The organism is Flavobacterium sp., from assembly GCF_027531905.1.
GTDB lineage: Bacteria > Bacteroidota > Bacteroidia > Flavobacteriales > Flavobacteriaceae > Flavobacterium.
Map to the genome: position 1 here is coordinate 25,854 of NZ_JAPZSU010000051.1, position 21,460 is coordinate 47,313.

General features: G+C 33.9%; 20 protein-coding genes. 13 read left to right on the plus strand and 7 right to left on the minus strand.

The window, feature by feature from the left end; genetic code table 11:
• Positions 1-27 precede the first annotated feature (27 nt).
• The 6 genes from O9307_RS12615 to O9307_RS12640 all read right to left on the minus strand — a co-directional run bounded on the left by O9307_RS12615 (position 28) and on the right by O9307_RS12640 (position 5,629).
• Positions 28-2,055: a M3 family metallopeptidase gene (locus tag O9307_RS12615; protein WP_298299922.1), complete on the minus strand. Its 2,028-nt coding sequence runs from the start codon at positions 2,053-2,055 to the stop codon at positions 28-30.
• A 486-nt stretch (positions 2,056-2,541) separates the two neighbouring features.
• Positions 2,542-3,120, minus strand: coding sequence for a hypothetical protein (locus tag O9307_RS12620; RefSeq protein ID WP_298299878.1), 579 nt, complete (start codon positions 3,118-3,120; stop codon positions 2,542-2,544).
• Positions 3,117-3,614 (minus strand): stage II sporulation protein M, encoded by a 498-nt coding sequence (locus tag O9307_RS12625; protein WP_298299880.1) that lies wholly within the window; start codon positions 3,612-3,614, stop codon positions 3,117-3,119. The genes O9307_RS12620 and O9307_RS12625 overlap by 4 nt, the downstream gene beginning before the upstream one ends.
• Entirely contained in the window at positions 3,611-4,474 is an 864-nt protein-coding gene (locus tag O9307_RS12630; protein WP_298299882.1) for a M48 family metallopeptidase, read from the minus strand. The genes O9307_RS12625 and O9307_RS12630 overlap by 4 nt, the downstream gene beginning before the upstream one ends.
• A gap of 58 nt (positions 4,475-4,532) precedes the next feature.
• Positions 4,533-4,808, minus strand: a complete 276-nt coding sequence (locus O9307_RS12635; protein ID WP_298299884.1) for a hypothetical protein — start codon at positions 4,806-4,808, stop codon at positions 4,533-4,535.
• A 158-nt stretch (positions 4,809-4,966) separates the two neighbouring features.
• On the minus strand, positions 4,967-5,629 hold the full coding sequence (locus O9307_RS12640) for a response regulator (protein ID WP_298299886.1): 663 nt from the start codon (positions 5,627-5,629) through the stop codon (positions 4,967-4,969).
• A 221-nt stretch (positions 5,630-5,850) separates the two neighbouring features.
• Here O9307_RS12640 and O9307_RS12645 point away from each other — a divergent pair, with 221 nt between their 5' ends.
• The 11 genes from O9307_RS12645 to rlmF all read left to right on the plus strand — a co-directional run bounded on the left by O9307_RS12645 (position 5,851) and on the right by rlmF (position 18,296).
• On the plus strand, positions 5,851-6,336 hold the full coding sequence (locus O9307_RS12645) for a DUF1569 domain-containing protein (protein WP_298299888.1): 486 nt from the start codon (positions 5,851-5,853) through the stop codon (positions 6,334-6,336).
• A 413-nt stretch (positions 6,337-6,749) separates the two neighbouring features.
• The gene (gene trmD, locus O9307_RS12650; protein ID WP_298299890.1) at positions 6,750-7,430 is read left to right on the plus strand and encodes a tRNA (guanosine(37)-N1)-methyltransferase TrmD; all 681 of its coding nucleotides are present in this window, start codon (positions 6,750-6,752) and stop codon (positions 7,428-7,430) included.
• 22 nt (positions 7,431-7,452) lie between these two features.
• Complete coding sequence (locus tag O9307_RS12655) at positions 7,453-8,271, plus strand: AraC family transcriptional regulator (RefSeq protein ID WP_189318507.1); 819 nt, start codon at positions 7,453-7,455, stop codon at positions 8,269-8,271.
• Positions 8,272-8,378: 107 nt separating this feature from the next.
• Positions 8,379-9,503, plus strand: a complete 1,125-nt coding sequence (locus O9307_RS12660; protein ID WP_298299893.1) for an agmatine deiminase family protein — start codon at positions 8,379-8,381, stop codon at positions 9,501-9,503.
• A gap of 180 nt (positions 9,504-9,683) precedes the next feature.
• A complete protein-coding gene (rplS, locus tag O9307_RS12665; RefSeq protein WP_064714046.1) occupies positions 9,684-10,034 on the plus strand; it encodes a 50S ribosomal protein L19 in 351 nt (116 codons plus the stop codon).
• A gap of 268 nt (positions 10,035-10,302) precedes the next feature.
• The gene (locus tag O9307_RS12670) at positions 10,303-12,525 is read left to right on the plus strand and encodes an NADP-dependent isocitrate dehydrogenase (protein WP_298299895.1); all 2,223 of its coding nucleotides are present in this window, start codon (positions 10,303-10,305) and stop codon (positions 12,523-12,525) included.
• Between the two features lie 171 nt (positions 12,526-12,696).
• Positions 12,697-15,069 (plus strand): TonB-dependent receptor, encoded by a 2,373-nt coding sequence (locus tag O9307_RS12675; protein ID WP_298299923.1) that lies wholly within the window; start codon positions 12,697-12,699, stop codon positions 15,067-15,069.
• A gap of 5 nt (positions 15,070-15,074) precedes the next feature.
• A complete protein-coding gene (locus O9307_RS12680) occupies positions 15,075-15,896 on the plus strand; it encodes a DUF4249 domain-containing protein (protein WP_298299897.1) in 822 nt (273 codons plus the stop codon).
• Between the two features lie 233 nt (positions 15,897-16,129).
• A complete protein-coding gene (locus O9307_RS12685) occupies positions 16,130-16,576 on the plus strand; it encodes a DinB family protein (RefSeq protein ID WP_298299899.1) in 447 nt (148 codons plus the stop codon).
• Between the two features lie 66 nt (positions 16,577-16,642).
• Positions 16,643-17,305 carry a thiamine diphosphokinase gene (locus tag O9307_RS12690; RefSeq protein ID WP_159685712.1) on the plus strand — a complete coding sequence of 221 codons (663 nt, stop codon included), beginning with the start codon at positions 16,643-16,645 and terminating at the stop codon, positions 17,303-17,305.
• A 43-nt stretch (positions 17,306-17,348) separates the two neighbouring features.
• A complete protein-coding gene (gene rlmF, locus O9307_RS12695) occupies positions 17,349-18,296 on the plus strand; it encodes a 23S rRNA (adenine(1618)-N(6))-methyltransferase RlmF (RefSeq protein WP_298299904.1) in 948 nt (315 codons plus the stop codon).
• A 20-nt stretch (positions 18,297-18,316) separates the two neighbouring features.
• Here the strand turns inward: rlmF and O9307_RS12700 are convergent, their stop codons facing one another.
• Complete coding sequence (locus tag O9307_RS12700; RefSeq protein ID WP_298299906.1) at positions 18,317-19,093, minus strand: class I SAM-dependent methyltransferase; 777 nt, start codon at positions 19,091-19,093, stop codon at positions 18,317-18,319.
• Between the two features lie 558 nt (positions 19,094-19,651).
• On the opposite strand from O9307_RS12700, the gene O9307_RS12705 reads away from it, so the two are divergent.
• Both O9307_RS12705 and O9307_RS12710 read left to right on the plus strand, forming a co-directional pair.
• On the plus strand, positions 19,652-20,263 hold the full coding sequence (locus O9307_RS12705) for a sigma-70 family RNA polymerase sigma factor (RefSeq protein WP_298299908.1): 612 nt from the start codon (positions 19,652-19,654) through the stop codon (positions 20,261-20,263).
• Between the two features lie 54 nt (positions 20,264-20,317).
• Entirely contained in the window at positions 20,318-21,460 is a 1,143-nt protein-coding gene (locus O9307_RS12710) for a FecR family protein (protein ID WP_298299910.1), read from the plus strand.

A 21,460-nucleotide genomic window follows, 5' to 3' on the forward strand; every position in this document is an offset into this window, starting at 1 on the left:
AAGTATTAGTAATATTTTGTCAGTCAATTATTTATTCAATCCTGCATTTTTCAAATACGGTTCAATCTTCATATCGTGACCGATGAATTCTTTGAAAGCTTTGTTCAAATCTACACTGTTCCCAACAGACAAAATGTATTTCACAAAACGATCACAATTCTTTCTAGTCATTCCACCATTGGCTTCAAACCAATCGTAAGCATTATAATCTAAAGTTTTAGACCAAGTGTAAGCGTAATATCCTGCAGAGTAACCGCCTCCCCAAATGTGAGCAAAGTAAGGAGAATGATAACGAGTAGGCACTTCATTCACTAACAAACCATATTTTTGTAAAGCCTCTTTTTCAAAATCTAAAGTAGGTTTAAAATCCGATTCTTTCTCTACATTATGCCAAGCCATATCTAGCGTTGCAGCAGCCAACAATTCAGTTACCACATACCCTTTGTTGAAGGTATCAGCTTTTTTAATTTTATCTATCAACTCTTGAGGAATAGCTTGTTTGGTTTGATAATGTACTGCGTAATTTTTCAAAACCGTTGGATCTAAAGCAGCATGCTCGTTGATTTGCGAAGGAAACTCTACATAATCTCTAGGTACAGCAGTTCCAGAAAGTGTTACATATTTTTGGTTGGCAAACAATCCGTGTAAGGTGTGTCCAAACTCGTGAAATAATGTCGTTACATCATCAAAACTGATTAAAGATGGATTACCATTAACTGGTTTTGCAAAATTGTACACATTGACAATGACTGGTTTTTGGTTTAAATAATGCGATTGATTGACGAAATTACTCATCCAAGCACCTCCGTTTTTATTGTCTCTAGCATAAAAATCCAAGTAATAAATCGCGATTGAAGTGCCTTTGTCGTTGAACACCTCATACACTTTTACATCAGGATTGTACACTGGCAAATCGTTCCTTTCTTTAAAAGTCAGCCCGTACATTTGTTTTGCTGCAAAAAAGACTCCTTTTTCTAGCACTGAACCGATTTCAAAATACGGTTTGATTTGACTTTCGTCCAAATCGTATTTGGCTTTACGTACTTGCTCAGAATAGAAATCCCAATCCCAAGGCTCTAATTTAAAACCACCATTTTGGGCATCAATTAAGGCTTGAATGTCTTTGGCTTCTTCGTTAGCTTTGGCTACTGCTGGTTTTGCGATTTTGGCTAACAAATCCATTGCAGGAGCAGGAGTTTGGGCCATTTGGTCTTGCAATTTCCACTCGGCAAAACTCTTTTTACCCATCAATTTTGCTTTTTGCAAACGCAATTTAGCCATTTTTTCAAGGGTTTCGCGAGTATCACCTTCATCTCCTTTTTCTGCACGATACCAAGAGGCTTTGAAAACCTTCTCTCTAGACGCACGATTGGTCAAACTCATCAAAACAGGTTGTTGTGTGGTATTGATAATCGCAATCATGTATTTTCCGTCTTGTCCTGCTGCGGTAGCATTGGCTTTGGCAGCTGCAATTTCATCAGGCGTTAAACCTGCCAAATCTGAAGCAGAGTCAAAAAACACAGCAGCGTTTTTACGCGCGGTTAATAATTTATTGCTGTATAAAGTACTCAAGGTAGCCAACTCTTCGTTGATTTTTTTCATCTTTTCTTTATCGGCCTCCGAAAGATTAGCTCCTGCTAATTCAAATTGTTGCAAGTAGTATTCGGTTAGTTTTTTATCTTCTCCCTTCAAACTCGACAATGGAATGCTTTTGATGCGGTTATACAATTTACTATTCAAGTAAATTTTATCGTTATGCGCTGAAAAAATTGGTGCATATTCTGCTTCAATTGCCTGAAGTGTTGGATTAGTATTAGAACCTGAAAGGTTATAAAAAACTCCAGTTGCTCTACTTAAATCTACACCACAAGTTTCTAACGCCAAAACGGTATTCTCGAATGTCGGCTTTGCCATATTGTTCGTGATTTTCTCGATTTCTTCATCGTGTACTTTTAAACCATAGTCAAAAGCTGGTTTAAAATGTTCATCTTTAATTTTATCAAAAGGTGGCGTTTGGTACTGTAAAGTACTGCGTTGCAAAAGAGGATTGTTCATAGGAGCAATAGTATTTTGGGCATTCACGTTCTCGACTAGCAGCGTACTGAACAACAAAAGACAGCCAGCACTAGCTCTTTTTGAAAAAGAATTCATATTGAAAAATTTACAAATTATTAGGTTTTAAAAGTACTAAAAAAAAACAGTATCGCAGGCAAATGCTCCTTTTATTGAGAAACCAATAATATCATAAAGATTTATAAATAATGAGCTAACCGTTTGGTTAAACTTAAGTAGGCGCTCATTTTGAATGGTAAAATTGAGTATGATTATTTTTCAAATTAAGAACAGATTACACTTTTGCCTACACCATTACATTTCCATATGCTGTATTGAAAGCTAATGAACAAGCTAAAAAAAATTGCTAATCTTACGATTTAACAAAACAAGTTTTGAGATACTATGCTTAATAATTTGCATTTTGTTACAATTTTAGACTTGTATCAAAGCCCTACTTAACTGTTAGAAATTAACCAAAAATATTCTTTATGAATATTCTAGTGTAGAAATATAAAAACCTATTAGCAATGTAAACAATAAGAATAACATTGTTGAATGCTTTGTGTCTATTTCTTTGATTTTCAATGTTATTATATATACTAGTGAAGACATAATAATCATTAAAAGTTTTAAGATATTATCATAATAAAACCATGATGTTTGTTTTATACTTTCAATTAAGTTTTCGGAGAAAGTAATATTTCTTATATCTTTTTCTAACATAACATATGCAAATATAAATTTAATTACTTCAAATAAGATAAATACAAAAATTGCATTTCCAAAAGAAACTATCAATGATTTTTCATTTATACCTAAGGCAAATATTACATTTAAAAAATAAACTATACATATCATAAAACCAATTATAAGAATACTTATTGTTGACGATATAATTACGCTAACATAACTTGATATTTTCGCAGAATTAATAAGCTCAGAAGGTATTATATCAATAATTATATTTGATTTTAAAATACCTGATATAGATAAAATTAATAAATAAACTAGTAAACAAATAATTGTTTTAGAAATAGTATTTTCAAGTTTATAAGCACTTTTCATAATGTTTCAATAATAGAAGAAAAAAATAACAAAATTATTGGATAAATTAAATTTATAATCTCTCTTTTACTTATAAATTTAATTTTTTTTTCAATGATTATACTTCTGTAAAAAAAGAAACCGTTAAAACTAAATTTGGCGAATAGTAAAATTGAGAAAATCTCTAAAGGAATATGTTTTGATAAAAACATTAACTCATATAATGATAAATCAGAAAACCCTGCATTCAAAAAAATTGCCAGTAAATAACCATTCCAAAAAAGTAGAACTATAGTTAAAATTCCACCAGAGATAAAGCCTAATATGGATATTATTAAACATAAAATAATGTTATTAATAAAAATATCTACAAAAAGAAAACCTGTGTTAAAATTATTAATGTCAGAATGAGTAAAATTATAACTGTATGTGTAAACCGATTGTACATCATAAGTGATAAGACATAAAATAAATCCAGATAAAAAAATACATAATGATAAAATATATAATTTCATTGCTTTAGAATATTATTAATTCTAAAAATAAGTTTAGGGTGTGTTATACCACCTTTCGAAACATCACCATTAGACATCTCATCAAGTTTTTTTAATGCATTAATCAAATTTTCTTCACCATTATATTTCGCAGCAAATCGATCTGCTTCAAATTCAAACTTGTATTGAATTTTTCCTGGCAAAAACCATAATAATAATCCAAACATAGCACCTGTAATTCCTACAAAAAAAACATTTAAAATTTCATTATCATAATGAAAATAAAAACTTCTCAATTGAAACAATAAATGTGAAACAACTGCTATTATCAAATTAATAAAATACAATTTGTTAAGATGATTTAATTTTAAATGGCCTGCCTCATGTAATAATATACTAAAAAGTTCTTCTTTAGTTAAGTTATCCACTAGTGGTTTACCTATTAAAATTGTTTTTGAAAAGGGTATTATTCCTGTCGCATAAGCATTAAATACATTCTTATTAATAACTTTAATCTTATAACTTTCCAATATACTGTAGTTTGTGCAAAAAAAATTACTATCAAAATCCGAATATTCCTTTTTTTTAAGTAGAAATTGAATTGGACTTATAATAAATAGATAAGTAGGAATCAAAGATATTATTAAAACAGATACCAAAGAAAGAAGTAAATTTCTTTGAATTAATATTTCAGAAATAAGCATAAATGATAAAAAAACAACTCCAAAAAATATAGATTCAATGATAAATTGAATTAAATCAAACTCAAAATTCTTAGTAAAACTTTCATTGTAATACTTTGACAAGAAAAAAACAAAAAAAAATCTAAAACAAAACATTGATAGATACAATAACACTCCTCCTAAAAAAAATTCTAACATAAAAAAAAGCTTTTTGGTTATTTTAAGGCATGGGTCTTATCCATGCCTTAATTTTGATTTATGCTGCACCAAGTCCTGCACCAAGAATAATACCTACTGGACCTCCAACTACAGAGCCTAATTGACCTCCAATTTTAGCACCAGCCCATGTTGCTCCTAGCCATCCAGCCGCTCCTCCAGCTCCAGCTCCAAAATTTTGGACTGCACCATGATCAGAAAAATGTGCTGCTATCAAATAACCAGCATTAGCTGAAATATTTTTTGAAACAGAGCTAGCAAATAAAACAAAACCAGCACTTAAAATCAAACCAAAAATTGCATTACGTTTTTTCATAAAAATAATAATTTTAGAGTTAATAAATAATTGTTTCCTAACAAACTCTTGGTTACGTGCACTTAACTTTGATTTGTAAGACTTTACCAAAGCTAAAATTTTTATTTTAGATGATTTTACGGTTTTTGTGTTAAAAAAGTACGGTTTTTAGTTAAAATTTAGAGCAAGCCTATTCTTTTCGCTGCCGCTACTATTTCTAGGCTACCGCCCACATCCTTCAACAGTACGTATTTAATATGGGCTTTTCTTTTCTCAATCGCGCTCAAAGAAAGATTGAGGTGTATTGGCATGTCTTTGGTTTTTACTTTTTGTGCCAATAGTGCCAAAATTTGGTAATCAATAGCATCAAAATCGAGTTTTTCGGCAAGGAATTCGTTTCTTACTTTCTGGATTGTTGCACTGTAAAACGTTTCTCCATTCATAATAACTCGGTAGGCTTCTTTAAAAGAATGGGAGTCAATGTCATTTTTCAAGATGAATCCTTCTGGATTAAGCTCCTGTATAGCATTATTGACTATCAAAGACTCACTATGCATGGTCAATAGAATTATTTTGCATAAAGGAAAATGGTTCCGAATCAATCTTGCCAAATCTACTCCCGAATTTATTTGCTTGTCAGCATAGGGAGGCAAACTAATGTCCAAGAAAGCTGCATGAAATGCTTTTTGCGATACATAACGTTCTGTGATTTTCAAATAGGCTTTTTGACAGGAATTAGCTGTAGTAAAATCAATAGCAGCATCGTGATTAGACAAAGCATTGATGTAGCCATCAATAACCATTGGATGGTCATCCACTATTAATAGGCTTGAGGTTGTCATGGGTTTGGTTCTTTTTTTGTAATGTATTGATGGTATTTTAAAAATTTCATTCCAATAAATTGCAAATCTATACAAATAGCTGCGTTTATCCTGTATCTAAGGTTTTTATAGTGCACAAATTTGTAAATTATAGCTGATATAATGCAAACTTAAAGATTGTTATATCTTATAAAATTACTCCGTAAAACAATTGAATAGCAATAAAACAACCAGAATTTTGAGTGAAAGCATTACTTTTGATAGCATCTAAAAATGAATACATTATGGCTTCTATTTACGACACTTCCGACAATGCGATTTTGATTGAAAGAATTAAGAATTTAAATGCTACCTCTACTCCGCTTTGGGGCAAGATGAGCGTGGACCAAATGTGTGAACACTGCATTGCTGCTATAAACGTAGCTTTTGGAAAACAAGATTTAAAAATTAGTTTTCCTATGCGTTTGTTGGGTCGGTTAATAAAAAACAAAGCCTTTAACAGTGACTTTGGAAAAAATAGTCCCACGGCAAAAGAATTCCGTATCACTTCCCATTCTGATTTTGAAAAAAGCCAAGCACAACTTATAGCTTGTGTTCAAGAATTTGCCAAAGGAACTTCGGTAATTACGGTAATGCATCATCCGTTTTGGGGAAAGATGAGTTTTGTGGATTGGGACAAACTGATGTGGAGACACTTGGGCCATCATTTGAGACAGTTTGGAGTATAAACGAAAAGTGTCTTGATTGCAGGGATTGCGTGAGGGCAATGTCATTCAGTTAAGAGATTTTAGATTGAAGATTAACGATTCTTGATTTTAGATTTTGGTGCAAGTGAGTAAAAATCATATGATTTTCAATATCTTAAACATCAGCAATCAAAAATCGTTAATCAAAAATCAGCAATCATTTTATCATTTAATCCTTAATTTAAGGGCGTTTTGCGTGAGGGATAGCAGCGGCATCCTCGTGGGGCGGGGTTCGCCACAAGAGATATAGCGGATAGCCCGACCCCGAGGAGCAGGGACTTTTGGTTGTGCAAAGTCGTGTGCCTCGGGGTCACGCCCAAATAACTATTAGGATGCGTCACTTGATTCGTGTCCTATCATTTAATTTGTACCTTTGCACGATATAAAATACTACAATGAGAATTGATATTATTACCGTTTTACCTGAATTATTGAGAAGTCCTTTTGAAGCTTCGATTATGAAACGTGCTATCGACAAGGGGTTGGTGGAAGTGCATTTTCACAACTTGAGAGACTATACGACCAACAAACAAAAAAGTGTAGACGATTATCCTTTTGGCGGAGGCGCGGGTATGGTGATGACGGTGCAACCGATTGATGCTTGTATCACGCATTTGAAGAGCGAGAGAACCTACGACGAGATTATTTATATGTCACCCGACGGAGACACGCTGAACCAGAAAATGGCCAATACGATGTCGATGTATGAAAACATTATCATTTTGTGCGGGCATTATAAAGGTGTCGATCAGCGAGTGAGAGACCATTTTATTACCAAAGAAATTTCTATTGGCGATTATGTGCTATCGGGAGGCGAATTGGGTGCTTTGGTTTTGTGTGATGCCTTGATTCGATTGATTCCAGGGGTTTTGAGTGACGAAACCTCAGCTTTGACCGATAGTTTTCAAGACGGATTATTGTCGGGTCCAATTTATACGAGACCTGCCGATTACAAAGGCTGGAAAGTTCCTGATGTTTTGCTCAGTGGGCATTTTGCAAAAATTGACAAATGGAGAGAAGACAAAGCCTACGAACACACCAAAAACAGAAGACCGGATTTGTTGGAGGACAATTAAAAAAGACGCACCACTTGTACTAATGGACTACCAAAAACGCATTTACAACGCAAGACATTATATTGAGAAAAATTACAACAAAACTATCTCGATAAAATCTTTAGAAATGGTTTCTTGTTATTCCTATAGAAATTTACAGCGTATCTTTTTTTCGCTTTTCAAGGAAACCATTGGTGCATATCAAACTAGATTAAAAGTTGAAAATGGATATAAAAAAATAGTCTATTCTAATGCTAAAATTTCAGATATAGCTTTAGAAATAGGTTTTTCTGATGTACAATCGTTTTCTAAAACATTCAAAAAACACTTTAATTGCTCTCCTTCACAAGCTCGAAATCAAAAAGAACTTCTGCTAAATGACACCGAGGTACAAAACTCAATACTATCAATTACAGCTCCTGAAATTCTTTACATCCCTAAAAAAACAGTCTACTACTTAAGTTGCAAAACTTCTTACATTAATCCCGAAATTGAGCAACTTTGGAAAACGATTTTAAAAAATGACTTTTCGGAGGTTAGCACACAATTTTATGGATTAATTGCCGATGATGTGGTTATCACAGAAAAATCAAAATGTACTTATGATGCTTGCCTAGAAACAAATTCAATTCTAACGAACCTACCCTCAAAATCTATTTTTGGTGGGAATTATGCTAAGTTTATACACCAAGGCTCCTATCAAGATTTAGAAAACACCTATCAACAAATTTTTGGGTCATGGATTTTAGAAAGCAAACAAGAATGCTCTCATACGCCTGTAATCGAACAATACCTCAAAAATGAGTCAAACTGTACCCATGAAAATGAGTACTTAACAGCTCTTTTTATTCCTCTTTTATAGAATGTCAATTTTGGACAACAAATAATCAAGCTATCGTGAATAGATTTGCCTTGTCTAAGTACTAGTAAACAAGGCATTTTATAATTTAAATATTCAAACTAATTATTATGAAAAAACTATTTACCATTGTTATAGTATCTCCACTTTTCCTTTCTTGTCAAGAGGATTCGGAATTAACAACATCAGAAGAACCAATATCAACGGAAATCCTATACACTATGCCCGAAGAATCTGAACCTCATGAAGGCACTTGGCTGCAATGGCCCCATCAATACCAGTATGGAATAGAATATAGAAATGAACTCGATGATACCTGGATAACTATGACAAAATCATTAATAAAAAGCGAGAAAGTTCACATCATTGCATATGACGCTAATGAAAAATCAAGAATACTTTTTTTGCTTGAAAAAGCAGGGGTTTCAGTAGCAAACATAGACTTTACAATTCAAAAAACGGACGATGTATGGGTACGAGATAATGGACCTATTTATGTAAGAAACAACAACAAAGAACTTGTAATTCAAGATTGGGGTTTTAATGGTTGGGGTAAAAAAACTGACTATAATAATTGTAACATTATACCCAATCGAATAGCAAAAGACCAGCAATTACAAATGCTAGATTTAAATTCGGTGATGATAAACGAAGGTGGTGCGGTTGAAATTGACGGGCAAGGTACCTTAATGGCTACCAAAAGTGCTATATTAAACTCCAATAGAAACCCCGGAATGTCGCAATCACAAGCTGAAGTCATTTTTACAAAATATCTTGGTGTGACTAACTTCATATGGTTAGATGGAAAAGCTGGTAAAGATATTACTGACATGCACATTGATGGTTTTGCACGATTTGGAAACAAATCCACAATTGTAACTATGGCTGTGGATGACTTATTGTATTGGGAAGTTCCAGAAAAAGACATTCAAACACTCTACAAGGCTGTCTCTAATATTGGCAAAAACTATACTTTTCTTAAACTCCCATTAACAAAAAATGACGTAGTTACAGCAACAGGGAAAAAATTAAAATATAAAGGCTCTTATGTGAATTATTACATAGCAAATTCTGTGGTTTTAGTTCCAAACTATAACGATCCTAATGATGCATTTGCAAATGCCACCATTCAAACCCTTTATCCAAACCGAAAAGTCGTAGGGATTGATGTACGCAATTTGTATGCTAATGGAGGCATGGTTCATTGTGTAACACAACAACAACCTCGCAAATAACTATAATTATGTAAAGCGAAGAAAACCAAGACTTAGCTATTTTCAAATAAGTAGTGCAAAAAAATATTTTTTAACCATTCATAATTCATAATTATTTTTTACTTTTGCACCCACATTGGACCAACCTCTGGCGAGAACCGTGAATGTTGCTCTATTTAAAACCATAATTAAACATTTATCATGGCAGATTTATTGAAATTCGTTCAAGACGAGTTTGTTACAAGAAAAGATTTCCCTGAATTCGGAGCTGGAGACACTATCACTGTGTACTACGAAATTAAAGAGGGTGAAAAAACAAGAACTCAGTTTTTTAAAGGAGTAGTGATTCAAAGAAGAGGTTCAGGAAACACTGAAACTTTTACTATTCGTAAAATGTCAGGAGCTATTGGAGTAGAGCGTATCTTCCCAGTTAACTTACCTGCTTTACAAAAAGTTGAAATCAACAAAAAAGGTGCAGTTCGTAGAGCAAGAATTTTCTACTTTAGAGAACTTACTGGTAAGAAAGCAAAAATCAAAGACAAAAGAAGATAATCTTTTTTCTTTCAAATATAAAAGTCCCGACCTGTCGGGACTTTTTTTTTTGGCAGTATTTCATCAAAAAAATTATTATTTTAAAGATTTTCCCCTATTAAAAATAACGATTTCGTAATATCACAAGATGCATAAGAATTATGATATTTTTATAGCAAAATCAGGGAGTATTTACATCCGATTTCCATATATTTGTCCGCCTTATTTTTTTGCACTTTTCGCAAAGTAAGACACACATCCAAGTGATTTCGATTAAAAAAATAGAAAAATGACACAAAAATCAAAAATTTTTTACACCCTTACAGATGAAGCGCCATTGTTGGCTACTTACTCTTTTTTACCAATTGTTCAAGCATTTACTGCCACATCGGATATAGAAATTGAAACAAGAGATATTTCGCTGGCTGGAAGAATTTTAGCCAATTTTCCAGAATTTTTAAAAGAAGATCAAAAGACGAGTGATGCCTTATTAGAATTAGGAAAACTAGCCACTACTCCAGAGGCTAACATTATTAAATTACCAAACGTTTCTGCATCTGTACCGCAATTGAAAGCGGCTATTGCAGAACTTCAAACACACGGTTACGCCGTACCTGATTTTCCAGAAGACCCACAAACTGAAGAAGAGAAAAATAACAAAGCAAAATACGCAAAAGTATTAGGTTCTGCTGTGAATCCTGTTTTGCGTGAAGGTAACTCTGATCGTAGAGCTCCAAAGGCTGTTAAGAATTACGCCAAAGCCAATCCACATTCTATGGGAGCTTGGTCTTCTGAGTCTAAAACACACGTGGCTTCAATGGAACAAGGTGACTTTTACGGAAGCGAACAATCTGTTACCGTTAGCGAAGGTACTGATGTAAAAATTGAATTCGTAGGTGCAGACGGAACCACAACAGTTCTTAAAGCAAGTACACCGTTGAAAGCAGGCGAAATCATCGACAGTTCTGTAATGAATATTGCTGCCTTAAAAAGTTTTGTAGCCAAAACGATTGAAGAAGCAAAAGCACAAAATATCTTATTATCAGTTCACCTAAAAGCTACTATGATGAAGGTGTCTGACCCTATCATTTTTGGAGCTATCGTTGAAGTATATTTTGCTGCTGTTTTTGAAAAATATGCAACACTTTTCAATGAATTAAATATTGATACTCGTAACGGCTTAGGAGATGTTTATGCTAAAATAGCCGGACATCCTCAACAAGCAGAAGTAGAAGCTGCTATTGATGCAGCAATTGCTAATGGACCTGCTTTGGCAATGGTGAATTCTGATAAAGGAATCACTAACCTTCACGTACCATCAGATGTAATTGTAGACGCTTCTATGCCTGCAATGATTCGTACTTCTGGTCAAATGTGGAATAAAGAAGGAAAAGCACAAGATACTGTAGCCATCATTCCAGACCGTTGTTATGCTGGTGTATATACTGCAACCATTGATTTTTGTAAAAAACACGGTGCTTTTGTACCAACTACAATGGGAAGTGTACCTAACGTAGGTCTTATGGCGCAAAAAGCTGAAGAATATGGTTCACACGATAAAACTTTCCAAATTCAAGGAGAAGGAGTGGTTCGTGTTGTAAATACAAAAGGTACCGTATTAATGGAACAAAAAGTGGCTAAAAATGATATTTTCAGAATGTGTCAAGCCAAAGATGCTCCAATTCAAGACTGGGTAAAACTAGCGGTAAACAGAGCACGTCTATCAGCTACTCCAGCGGTTTTCTGGTTGGACAAGAACAGAGCGCACGATAGCCAATTGATTGTAAAAGTTGAAAAATATCTAAAAGACCACGATACAACAGGATTAGACATTCGCATTTTAAGTCCTATCGAAGCGACTAATTTCACTCTAGAGCGCATCATCAAAGGATTAGACACTATCTCTGTGACTGGAAATGTATTGCGTGATTACTTAACCGATTTATTCCCAATCTTAGAAGTAGGAACTTCGGCCAAAATGCTTTCTATCGTTCCCTTAATGAATGGCGGTGGTTTATTTGAAACTGGCGCTGGAGGTTCTGCTCCAAAACACGTTGAGCAATTTATCGAAGAAGGCTACTTACGTTGGGATTCCTTAGGTGAATTTTTGGCTTTGGGCGCTTCATTAGAACATTTGGGACAAACATTAAACAATTCAAAAGCGATTGTTTTAGCAGAAGCCTTGGATGTAGCTACTGAAAAATTCTTAGCAAATGACAAATCGCCTTCTAGAAAAGTAGGCGGAATTGACAATAGAGGTTCTCATTTCTACTTGGCGATGTACTGGGCAGAAGCTTTAGCCGCTCAAGATAAAGATGCTGATTTAAAAGCAATTTTCTCGCCTATTGCGACTGAATTCATTGCTAACGAAGCACAAATCAACAGTGAACTAATTGGTGCTCAAGGAAAACCTCAAACTATCGGAGGGTACTACCAACCAAATCCAGAGTTGACGAGCAAAGCAATGCGTCCAAGTACCACTTTCAATACGATTTTGGCAAAGATTGCATAGTTTTAGAACTAAACATATTAGCAAAAAAGACAACTTATAACGGTTGTCTTTTTTTTGTTAACCAATCATTAACATTTGTACAGTAACAAATCACTTAAAAAATCGTCTACTTTGTAGTTCTAAAATTAACCTATGAAAAATTACTACATAACCGTTTGTGTTATACTATGTATGTTGTTTAGCCAAGATTTTTTGGCACAAGAAAAAAGCAACATTCCTTTACCTAAAGAAAAGTTCACGCTAAGCGGAACCATTACCGACCAAAACAGTAATGAGACATTAATTGGTGTCAATATTGTTTTTCCTGAATTAAAAACAGGTGTAACTACCAACGAATATGGTTTTTATTCCATTACGCTTCCCAAAGGAAAACACCAAGTTCAAATTTCTTATTTGGGCTACAAAACGGTAAATGAAACCATCGAATTGACGCAAAACACCAAATACAACTGGCCTTTGTCAAACGAAGACAACGTGCTCAAAGAAGTCATCATCACTGACGACAGAACCAAAACCGACATTAGAAAGCCCGAAATGAGCGTAAATAAACTCTCGATTTCTGCTATTAAAAAAATGCCTGTCGTTCTTGGAGAAGTAGATGTACTTAAATCTATTTTATTACTCCCTGGAGTGACCAATGCTGGAGAAGGTGCTTCTGGATTTAATGTACGTGGTGGTGGAGCAGATCAAAACTTGATTCTGTTGGACGAAGCGACTATTTTTAACTCTTCACACGTTTTTGGTTTTTTCTCTGTTTTTAATCCCGATGCTATTAAAGATATTCGACTTTACAAAGGCGGAATTCCTTCACGCTTTGGAGGAAGAGCTTCCTCGGTTTTAGATATTTACCAGAAAGACGGAAGCAGCAAAAAATTCCACATGAATGGAGGTATTGGACTAATCTCAAGTCGGCTTCTAGCAGAAGGCCCATTGGTTAAAGACAAAGGTTCCTTCTTGATTGGTGGTCGTGGGTCCTATGCCCATTTGTTTTTGAAATTATCTCCAGAACAAAAAGATAATGCCGCTTATTTTTATGATTTAAATGCAAAATTCAGTTATAAATTAACCGAAAATGACAATTTATATCTTTCTGGATATTTTGGCCGAGACGTTTTTAGTATCAACAAAAGTTTTACCAACATCTACGGCAATTCAACCCTAAACTTACGTTGGAATCATTTGTACTCTGACAAACTATTCTCCAATCTTTCCTTAATTTACAGTGATTACTATTATGGTTTAGATCTTGATTTTGTAGGATTCAAATGGGATTCGGGTATCAAAAACTACAATATCAAGTACGATTTTAAAAATTATTTAACAGACTCGTTCAAATTGAATTACGGACTGAACGCGATTTATTACGACTTTAATCCGGGTACCATTGTTCCTTCTAATAGCACTTCTGGAATCAACTCCGATCAATTGGATAAAAAGTATGCTTTTGAACCTTCGCTCTACATCAGTGCTGATCATGATTTAAGTAAAAAAGTGAGTATTTCTTATGGATTACGTTACAGTTTATTTTATCGCTTAGGGCAATCTACGGTAAATATTTATGCAAATGATAATCCTGTACTTTTCAATAATGACTTAAAATTGTATGAAAAAGCAACGCCAATTGACACAAAATTTTATGGTAAAAACGATGTAATTCAAAGTTTTGACAACTTCGAACCTAGATTTTCTGCGGCTTATCAATTCAGCGATAATCAATCGGTAAAAGCGAGTTACAACCGTATGGTGCAGTACTTACAATTGGTTTCGAATACCTCATCACCTACTCCACTCGATGTTTGGACACCTAGTGATAATTTTATTAAACCCCAAATTGCGGATCAAGTAGCATTGGGATATTTCAAAAACTTCAGTGACGGAATGTATTCCTTAGAAGTAGAAACTTATTATAAAAAAATCAAAAATCGTATCGATTATATTGATGGCGCCAGATTAATTGCTAACAAAGCTTTGGAACAAGTCATTTTGAATGGACAAATGAGAGCCTACGGATTAGAAATTATGCTAAAGAAAAACGAAGGCAAACTCAACGGCTGGATTTCTTATACTTTATCAAGATCCGAACAACAAACGCCGGGCAGAACGCCACTAGAAACAGGAATCAACAATGGTCAATGGTATAAATCTGTTTATGATAAGTTACACAATTTGGCTGTAACCAGTTCTTACACTTTAAATGAAAAATGGAGCTTTGGAGCTAATTTTGCTTTACAAAGTGGGCAACCTGTCACCTATCCCGAAGGGCAATATGACTATCTTGGTATGACGGTTCCTAGTTATGGATTGCGCAACGAAAACCGCTTGCCTGCCTATCATCATTTAGACATAGCTGCTACATTGACGCCTCGAAAAAACAACAATCGCAACTACAAAACAGAATGGGTTTTTAGCATTTACAACCTTTACAACAGAAGAAATGCTGCGTCAATCAACTTCAGACAAAACATTGACACAGGTAATAATGAAGCAGTAAGAACTTCAATATTTGGTATTGTTCCAGCTGTGAGTTATAATTTTAAATTTTAAGCATTATGCAAAAGATCACTTTCTTTTTCGTTTTTATACTAGCAACCTTATTCGTAGGATGTGAAGATGTAGTGGATGTAGACCTAAACACTGCTCCTCCAAAATTAGTAATTGAAGCCTCCATCAATTGGCAAAAAGGAACTTCAGGAAATCAACAACGCATCAAATTGACTACAACAACGGATTATTTCAGCAATACAATTCCTAAAGTTTCGGGAGCAATTGTTACCATTACCAATAGTGCCAATACTGTTTTTAATTTTGTGGAAGTGCCAAATACAGGTGAATATTTCTGTTCGAATTTTGCCCCTGTAATCAATGAAACGTACACCTTGTCTGTTGTTAGCAAAGGACAAACCTATACAGCAACAGAAACACTTCAAGCCGTTGCACCAATTACTAGATTAGAACAAAAAAACGATGGCGGATTTACAGGAAAAGAAATAAAAGTTAAAGCTTTTTATAATGATCCTGCTACTACTCCGAACTACTATTTGTACAAATATGTATATTCCAATCAAGTAAAATCAGATCTTTATGTGGATAAAGATGAATTTTTTGACGGCAATGAGTTTTTCAGTATTTCTCAAAATGACAACCTTCAAAAAGGAGACAAAATCGAAATCACCCACTACGGGATCTCAAAATCTTACTATAACTACATGAGCATATTATTAAGCATTGCTGGAAATAATGGCGGAGCTCCATTTCAATCTCCTCCTGCTACGGTTCGTGGTAATATCATCAACACTACAGACAAAGCCAATTATCCGTTAGGCTATTTTTCCTTAAGTGAAATTGATTTTAGAAGTTATACTATTCAATAATACTCATTTAAAACCTATTGAGTGGAATTCAAATAAAATAAAAACTTAACCACATAGAGCCATAGATTAGTAGCAAATAAACATAGGAAAAACAGAAATAGCTCTATTTTCCACAATAGATAACTATGTGAACAGTAAAACGTCTATTTGTTTCACTTAAAAAACTACAAATTCTATGATTCTATGTGGTAAAAAATCATTTCACCCTACGGATTAATTTCATATATTTTTTCATGCTAATTCAGACCTTACAAACACTTTTCAAAAGGGATTTGACCTCCTTAAAAAGAGAAATAAATGCCTATCAAAACGAGAATGCAATCTGGTCTACTGACCAAAAAATCAATAATTCCGCAGGCAATTTATGCTTGCATCTTATTGGCAATCTCAATACTTATATTGGGGCTGAAATAGGGAAAACAAATTATGTTAGAAATAGAGACTTAGAATTTTCTGCAAAAAACATCTCCAAATCAGAATTGATTCAAAAAATCGATGAAACCATAGCAGTTGTTCATCAAGCACTTGACCAATTATCAGAAGATGATTTAGAAACAGAATATCCATTATTGGTTTTGGACAAAAAGACCTCTTATGGTTTCTTCTTGGTGCATCTTGCTTCACATCTAGCCTATCATTTGGGACAAATTAGTTACCATCGCAGACTACTTGATGCATAAAGAAATGAACTAGCACAATAACTTTTGTACATTTGTTTCAAATAATCTTAAATCTAAATCCAAAAAATGTCCTCACATCACATCGTTCGCGACGACCAAGAACCTGCTTTAATTATCGCCAATGGAGCTTCTTGTCAGCCCGAATTATTGGGTCAATTATTAGAATGGTCACCTTTGGTTGTAGTACTAGATTCTGCTATAGAACGTGTGATTTCGTTAGACATAAAAGTAGATGTGCTTTTAGGCGACTTTGATCGTGATTTCGACCCAGAGGTATACAAAACCAAACAATATCCACTGGAAATTGTGCACACTCCCGATCAAAACAAAACCGATTTAGAAAAGGCATTAGACTATTTAATCGAGCGAAAAATGCCAGCTGTCAATATTGTTTGGGCTACTGGAAAAAGAGCCGATCACACCATAACCAATCTCACAAATATCGTACGCTACCGCGATTTAATCAAAATTGTGATTTTGGACGATCATTCCAAAATATTTCTTTTACCCAACAAATTCGAAAAATGGTACACGGCAGGCACACCTATTTCGCTAATCCCAATTGGCGTGGTAAAAGGCATTCATTCGCAAAACTTAGTGTACCCTTTAGCAAATGACACCTTGACTATTGGCTACAGAACCGGAAGTAGCAACGCTGTCGCTTCCGATGGATTGGTCACTATTGAACATTCTGAAGGAGATTTATTGCTGATGGAATGTATGGATTAATTTACAAAAAAGGAATACCTATCTTTGCACCGAAATTTAGAAAATGAAACGCACAAAGCAGCCCGAAAAAAAAAATCTACACCCAAGAAATCAGCACCGTTTAGGATATGACTTCGATTCCTTAATTGAGATATTGCCTGAACTCAAAAATTTTGTAGGCATTAATGAACATCAAATTCAAACGCTAGATTTTAGTAATCCTGAAGCGGTAAAAGCCTTGAACAAAGCTTTATTACTAGCCTACTACGATATTAAATTTTGGGAGATTCCTTCAACTTTTCTTTGCCCTCCCATCCCAGGTAGAGTAGATTACGTTCATTACTTAGCCGATTTGTTAGCCCAAAGTAATAATGGCGTTATCCCAAAAGGAGAAAGTGTGCAAGGCTTAGACATCGGCGTAGGTGCGAATTGTATTTATCCTATTTTAGGAAATGCCGCTTATGGTTGGAGTTTTGTAGGCACAGATATCGATGAAAAAGCAATTCAAAATTGCAAAAAAATTATCGAGAAAAATCCACAACTAATCGACGCCATTAGTTTACAATTACAAACAGAGCCTCGTTTTATTTTCAAGAACATTATGGAATCTGAGGATAAATTCGCGTTTACCATTTGCAATCCTCCCTTTCATAATTCAAAAGAAGAGGCTACAAAAGTAGCTTTACGAAAAGTCAATAATTTAAATAACAACAAAGCAACTTCACCAGTATTAAATTTTGGTGGACAAAATGCCGAATTATGGTGTCCGGGTGGGGAATTGGGTTTTATCACTCAAATGATTTACGAAAGCGCCAAATATCCTATGCATTGCCTTTGGTACACGACTTTAGTCTCCAAACAAGCGCACTTGAATAGTTTGTATAAAACCTTAAACAAAGTAAATGCCGCCAACATCACCACTATAGATATGGCGCAAGGTCAAAAAACTAGCCGCATCTTGGCATGGACTTTTTTGACCGAAAAGCAACAAAAAGAATGGAAGTTTGAATAGCAACCATTACTTATTGCTATTTACTTTTTAATTCTTACTTGCATAGCATAATCATAAGTATCTAAATCTTTGAATGCTATTTTAGAAACAGGCACAAAAGGAAAATAGCGATGAATTTTTTCTTTTGTAAAACGTTGCGACCAAAATCGTTCTTGAGTCGCTGTAAAACTATCTTCAGGAGAAGTAATTATTGTCATTCCCATTTTTTGATAGCTAAGTTCTTGCTTGATTCTGGTAGCGTCGTTGTCTTTATAACAAGCCCCCAAAACAATCTCACCTTCTGGAACTAATAAACTGTAGGCTTGAGAAAAAATAGTGGTAAACTTAGAATTGATTGTTAAATCTAATTTTGAGGTAGCTGTTGTATATCCTTTAAAATCAAAATCATTGGGGTAAAAATTACCTGCTGTAAACCAAGTGGTTATAATCAAATCATACTTCTCCGTTAATTGATGTAATGCTATAGCATCTAATTCCAGAAGTGTCACCTTATCATTTATACCTAAATCATTTACCATTTTTGAAGCTAAATCCAAACATAAGACAGCATTATCTGTTCCTGTATAATGCGACACTTGCTGCCATATTTCAGCAATATCATGTAAGTTTTGAATGATTCTTCCACTCCCCACTCCAATATCTAGAATACGAATTGGGCGTCGTAAGCGATGTGCTAGCTCAAAAATCACTTCTTTCAATGCGATAAATTCGGCCCATTGTGCTTGAATTAAATAAGGAGAAAGATACTTTTCGTCAAAAGAGTGTGATACTGTATCAGGATTATCATACATATTCATTACCAATAGATTAAGAGATGTTATGATGTAATTTACTAAAAAAAACAATGAAACAAATAAAAAATCACAAATTATAATTTCAAAAAAAAAAACTTAGCACAATCAATTAGATGAAACTTAGTATTCAAGTGACTACAAAAAAGCAAATTACGAATCAACAACTCCAACAGTTGGCAATCCCTTGCTTGACGCAAAGGTCACTTAGCAGAAAGCTTCCTAATGCTTAATTTTATAAGAATCCTTAATAGAATTTGTATTACATAATCAATACCAAAACTAATTTCATACAAACAAAATAATACACAATAAAAGGGTAATTCTTCTATTTTTTACGAAAAACATTGAAACTTAACATATTTCTAATTAAGTTTGCGAATTAATTCTTTATATGATTAAAAAAATATTTTACGATTCATTGAAAAACTAATTAAATCGTAAAACTTAAAAAATACCATTAAATAAAAATAGCGACCCAATTATTTTTTCGTTTTTTTTGGTATGTTAAACAAAAACGTGAATCAAAATTTCACCTAAAATCAATGTACTAAAGTTAACCAAATGATAAAAAAGCAACCAATATATTCCACAATACTTGATGATTCCACGCTTTGGAGCAGCTTGAAGGAAGGGAATGAAAATGCTTTTTCGTTACTTTTCAAAAAACATTATCCCCAACTAGTACAATATGGAAATTCATTCCTTCCGTTTCCTGAAAAAGTACAAGACTGTGTGCAAGACGTTTTTACGGATATTTGGATTTATAGAGAAAAATTGAGTGACAATGTAGTTGTAAAGGCCTATTTGCTTGCTAGTGTTCGAAAACGCATTACAAAATCACTAGAGCGAGATCGAATATTCCGTTTTAGCAGTTCAATAGAATCAGTTGAATTTTTATTTGATTTTTCAATTGAACACCATCTTATTTCCGATGAAACCGCAGCCTCTAAACTGTCGAATCTCAATCGACTTATTAATGATTTGCCCGCTCGACAAAAAGAAGCTTTATACCTTCGTTACACTCAAGAACTAACTGTAGATCAAATTGCAGAAACACTTGACATTAACTATCAATCAGCCAACAATCTTTTACACCGCGCTTTATTGAACTTACGCAAAGAGTGGAAAGAAAACATCTTCTTTATTTTAATGCTGCTTTCTTCTGCATTTTAGTCTTCATAAAAAAAATTAAAAAAATATTCTATTTAGTGAGTATCAATTAAGAAAATGATCCTCTATACCATCGTAACCCCTTATTTGATGCAAAAACGTAATAATTATACAGAAATAGAACACTTTTTAGCTGATGAATCATTCCGAATGTGGGTGTATTTCAATGACGACCAACAAGATTGGGAAGAGTGGACTTTAGAAAATTCCAGTCGTGCTAAATTATTAGAGGAAGCCCGTTTATGGTTATTAGCAATGAAAGCTCCTGATACTAATTTAACTTCAATTGACGTACAAAGTGCTTTGGAAGCAACTTGGAAAAAAATTGAAAACGCTGAAGAAAAGAAAAAAGAAAAACCAGTTCTTACATTATTGAGAAAAAGATGGATTAACGGTGCTGCAGCTATTTTGGTTTTGAGCCTTTTATCAGGTTGGCTATACCATCAAAGCAATCTCACCAAAAACTCTATACTTAGCTATAATGAATTGATCAATGAAAATGAGGAAGGGCTAGTTGAACAAACCAACAACTCAGACAAACCACAAATAATAACCTTATCAGATGGCAGCTCTGTTTTATTGCAACCCAATAGTAAGTTAAGTTATCCAAAAATATTTGTGGGTAATGAAAGAAAAGTATACCTCTCAGGTGAAGGTTTCTTTGAAATTAGCAAGGATGCTAAAAAACCGTTTTTTGTTTATGCAAATGAGATTGTTACAAAAGTAGTAGGAACTAGTTTTAAAATAAAAGCATACACCAATCAGCCAAATGTTGAAGTAGTAGTCCGAACTGGAAAAGTAAAAGTACGTTCCAATGAATTAATCTCAAAATCTAAAGACGAACTGATCGTTTTGCTACCCAATCAAGCCCTAAGATTTGTTAGAAAAAACTTAAGTTTTAATAAAATTACTGATATTACGCAGGATGAATTATTGAGTCATTCTACAAGTAACATTGAGCAATTGGGGTTTGAATTTACAGACATTCCTGTTTCACAAATTTTTAAAACCATTGAACAGGCTTATATAGTAAAAATTGATTATCCGCAAACAAAATTAAAGGACTGCTATCTAACAACATCTTTAAGCGATCAGCCATTGCCTGAAAAACTTAAAATTATTTGCAAAAGCCTTGGAAACAACACAAGTTATGAAATGAATGGAAACCAAATTATAATTATGTCAGATGGATGTAACTAA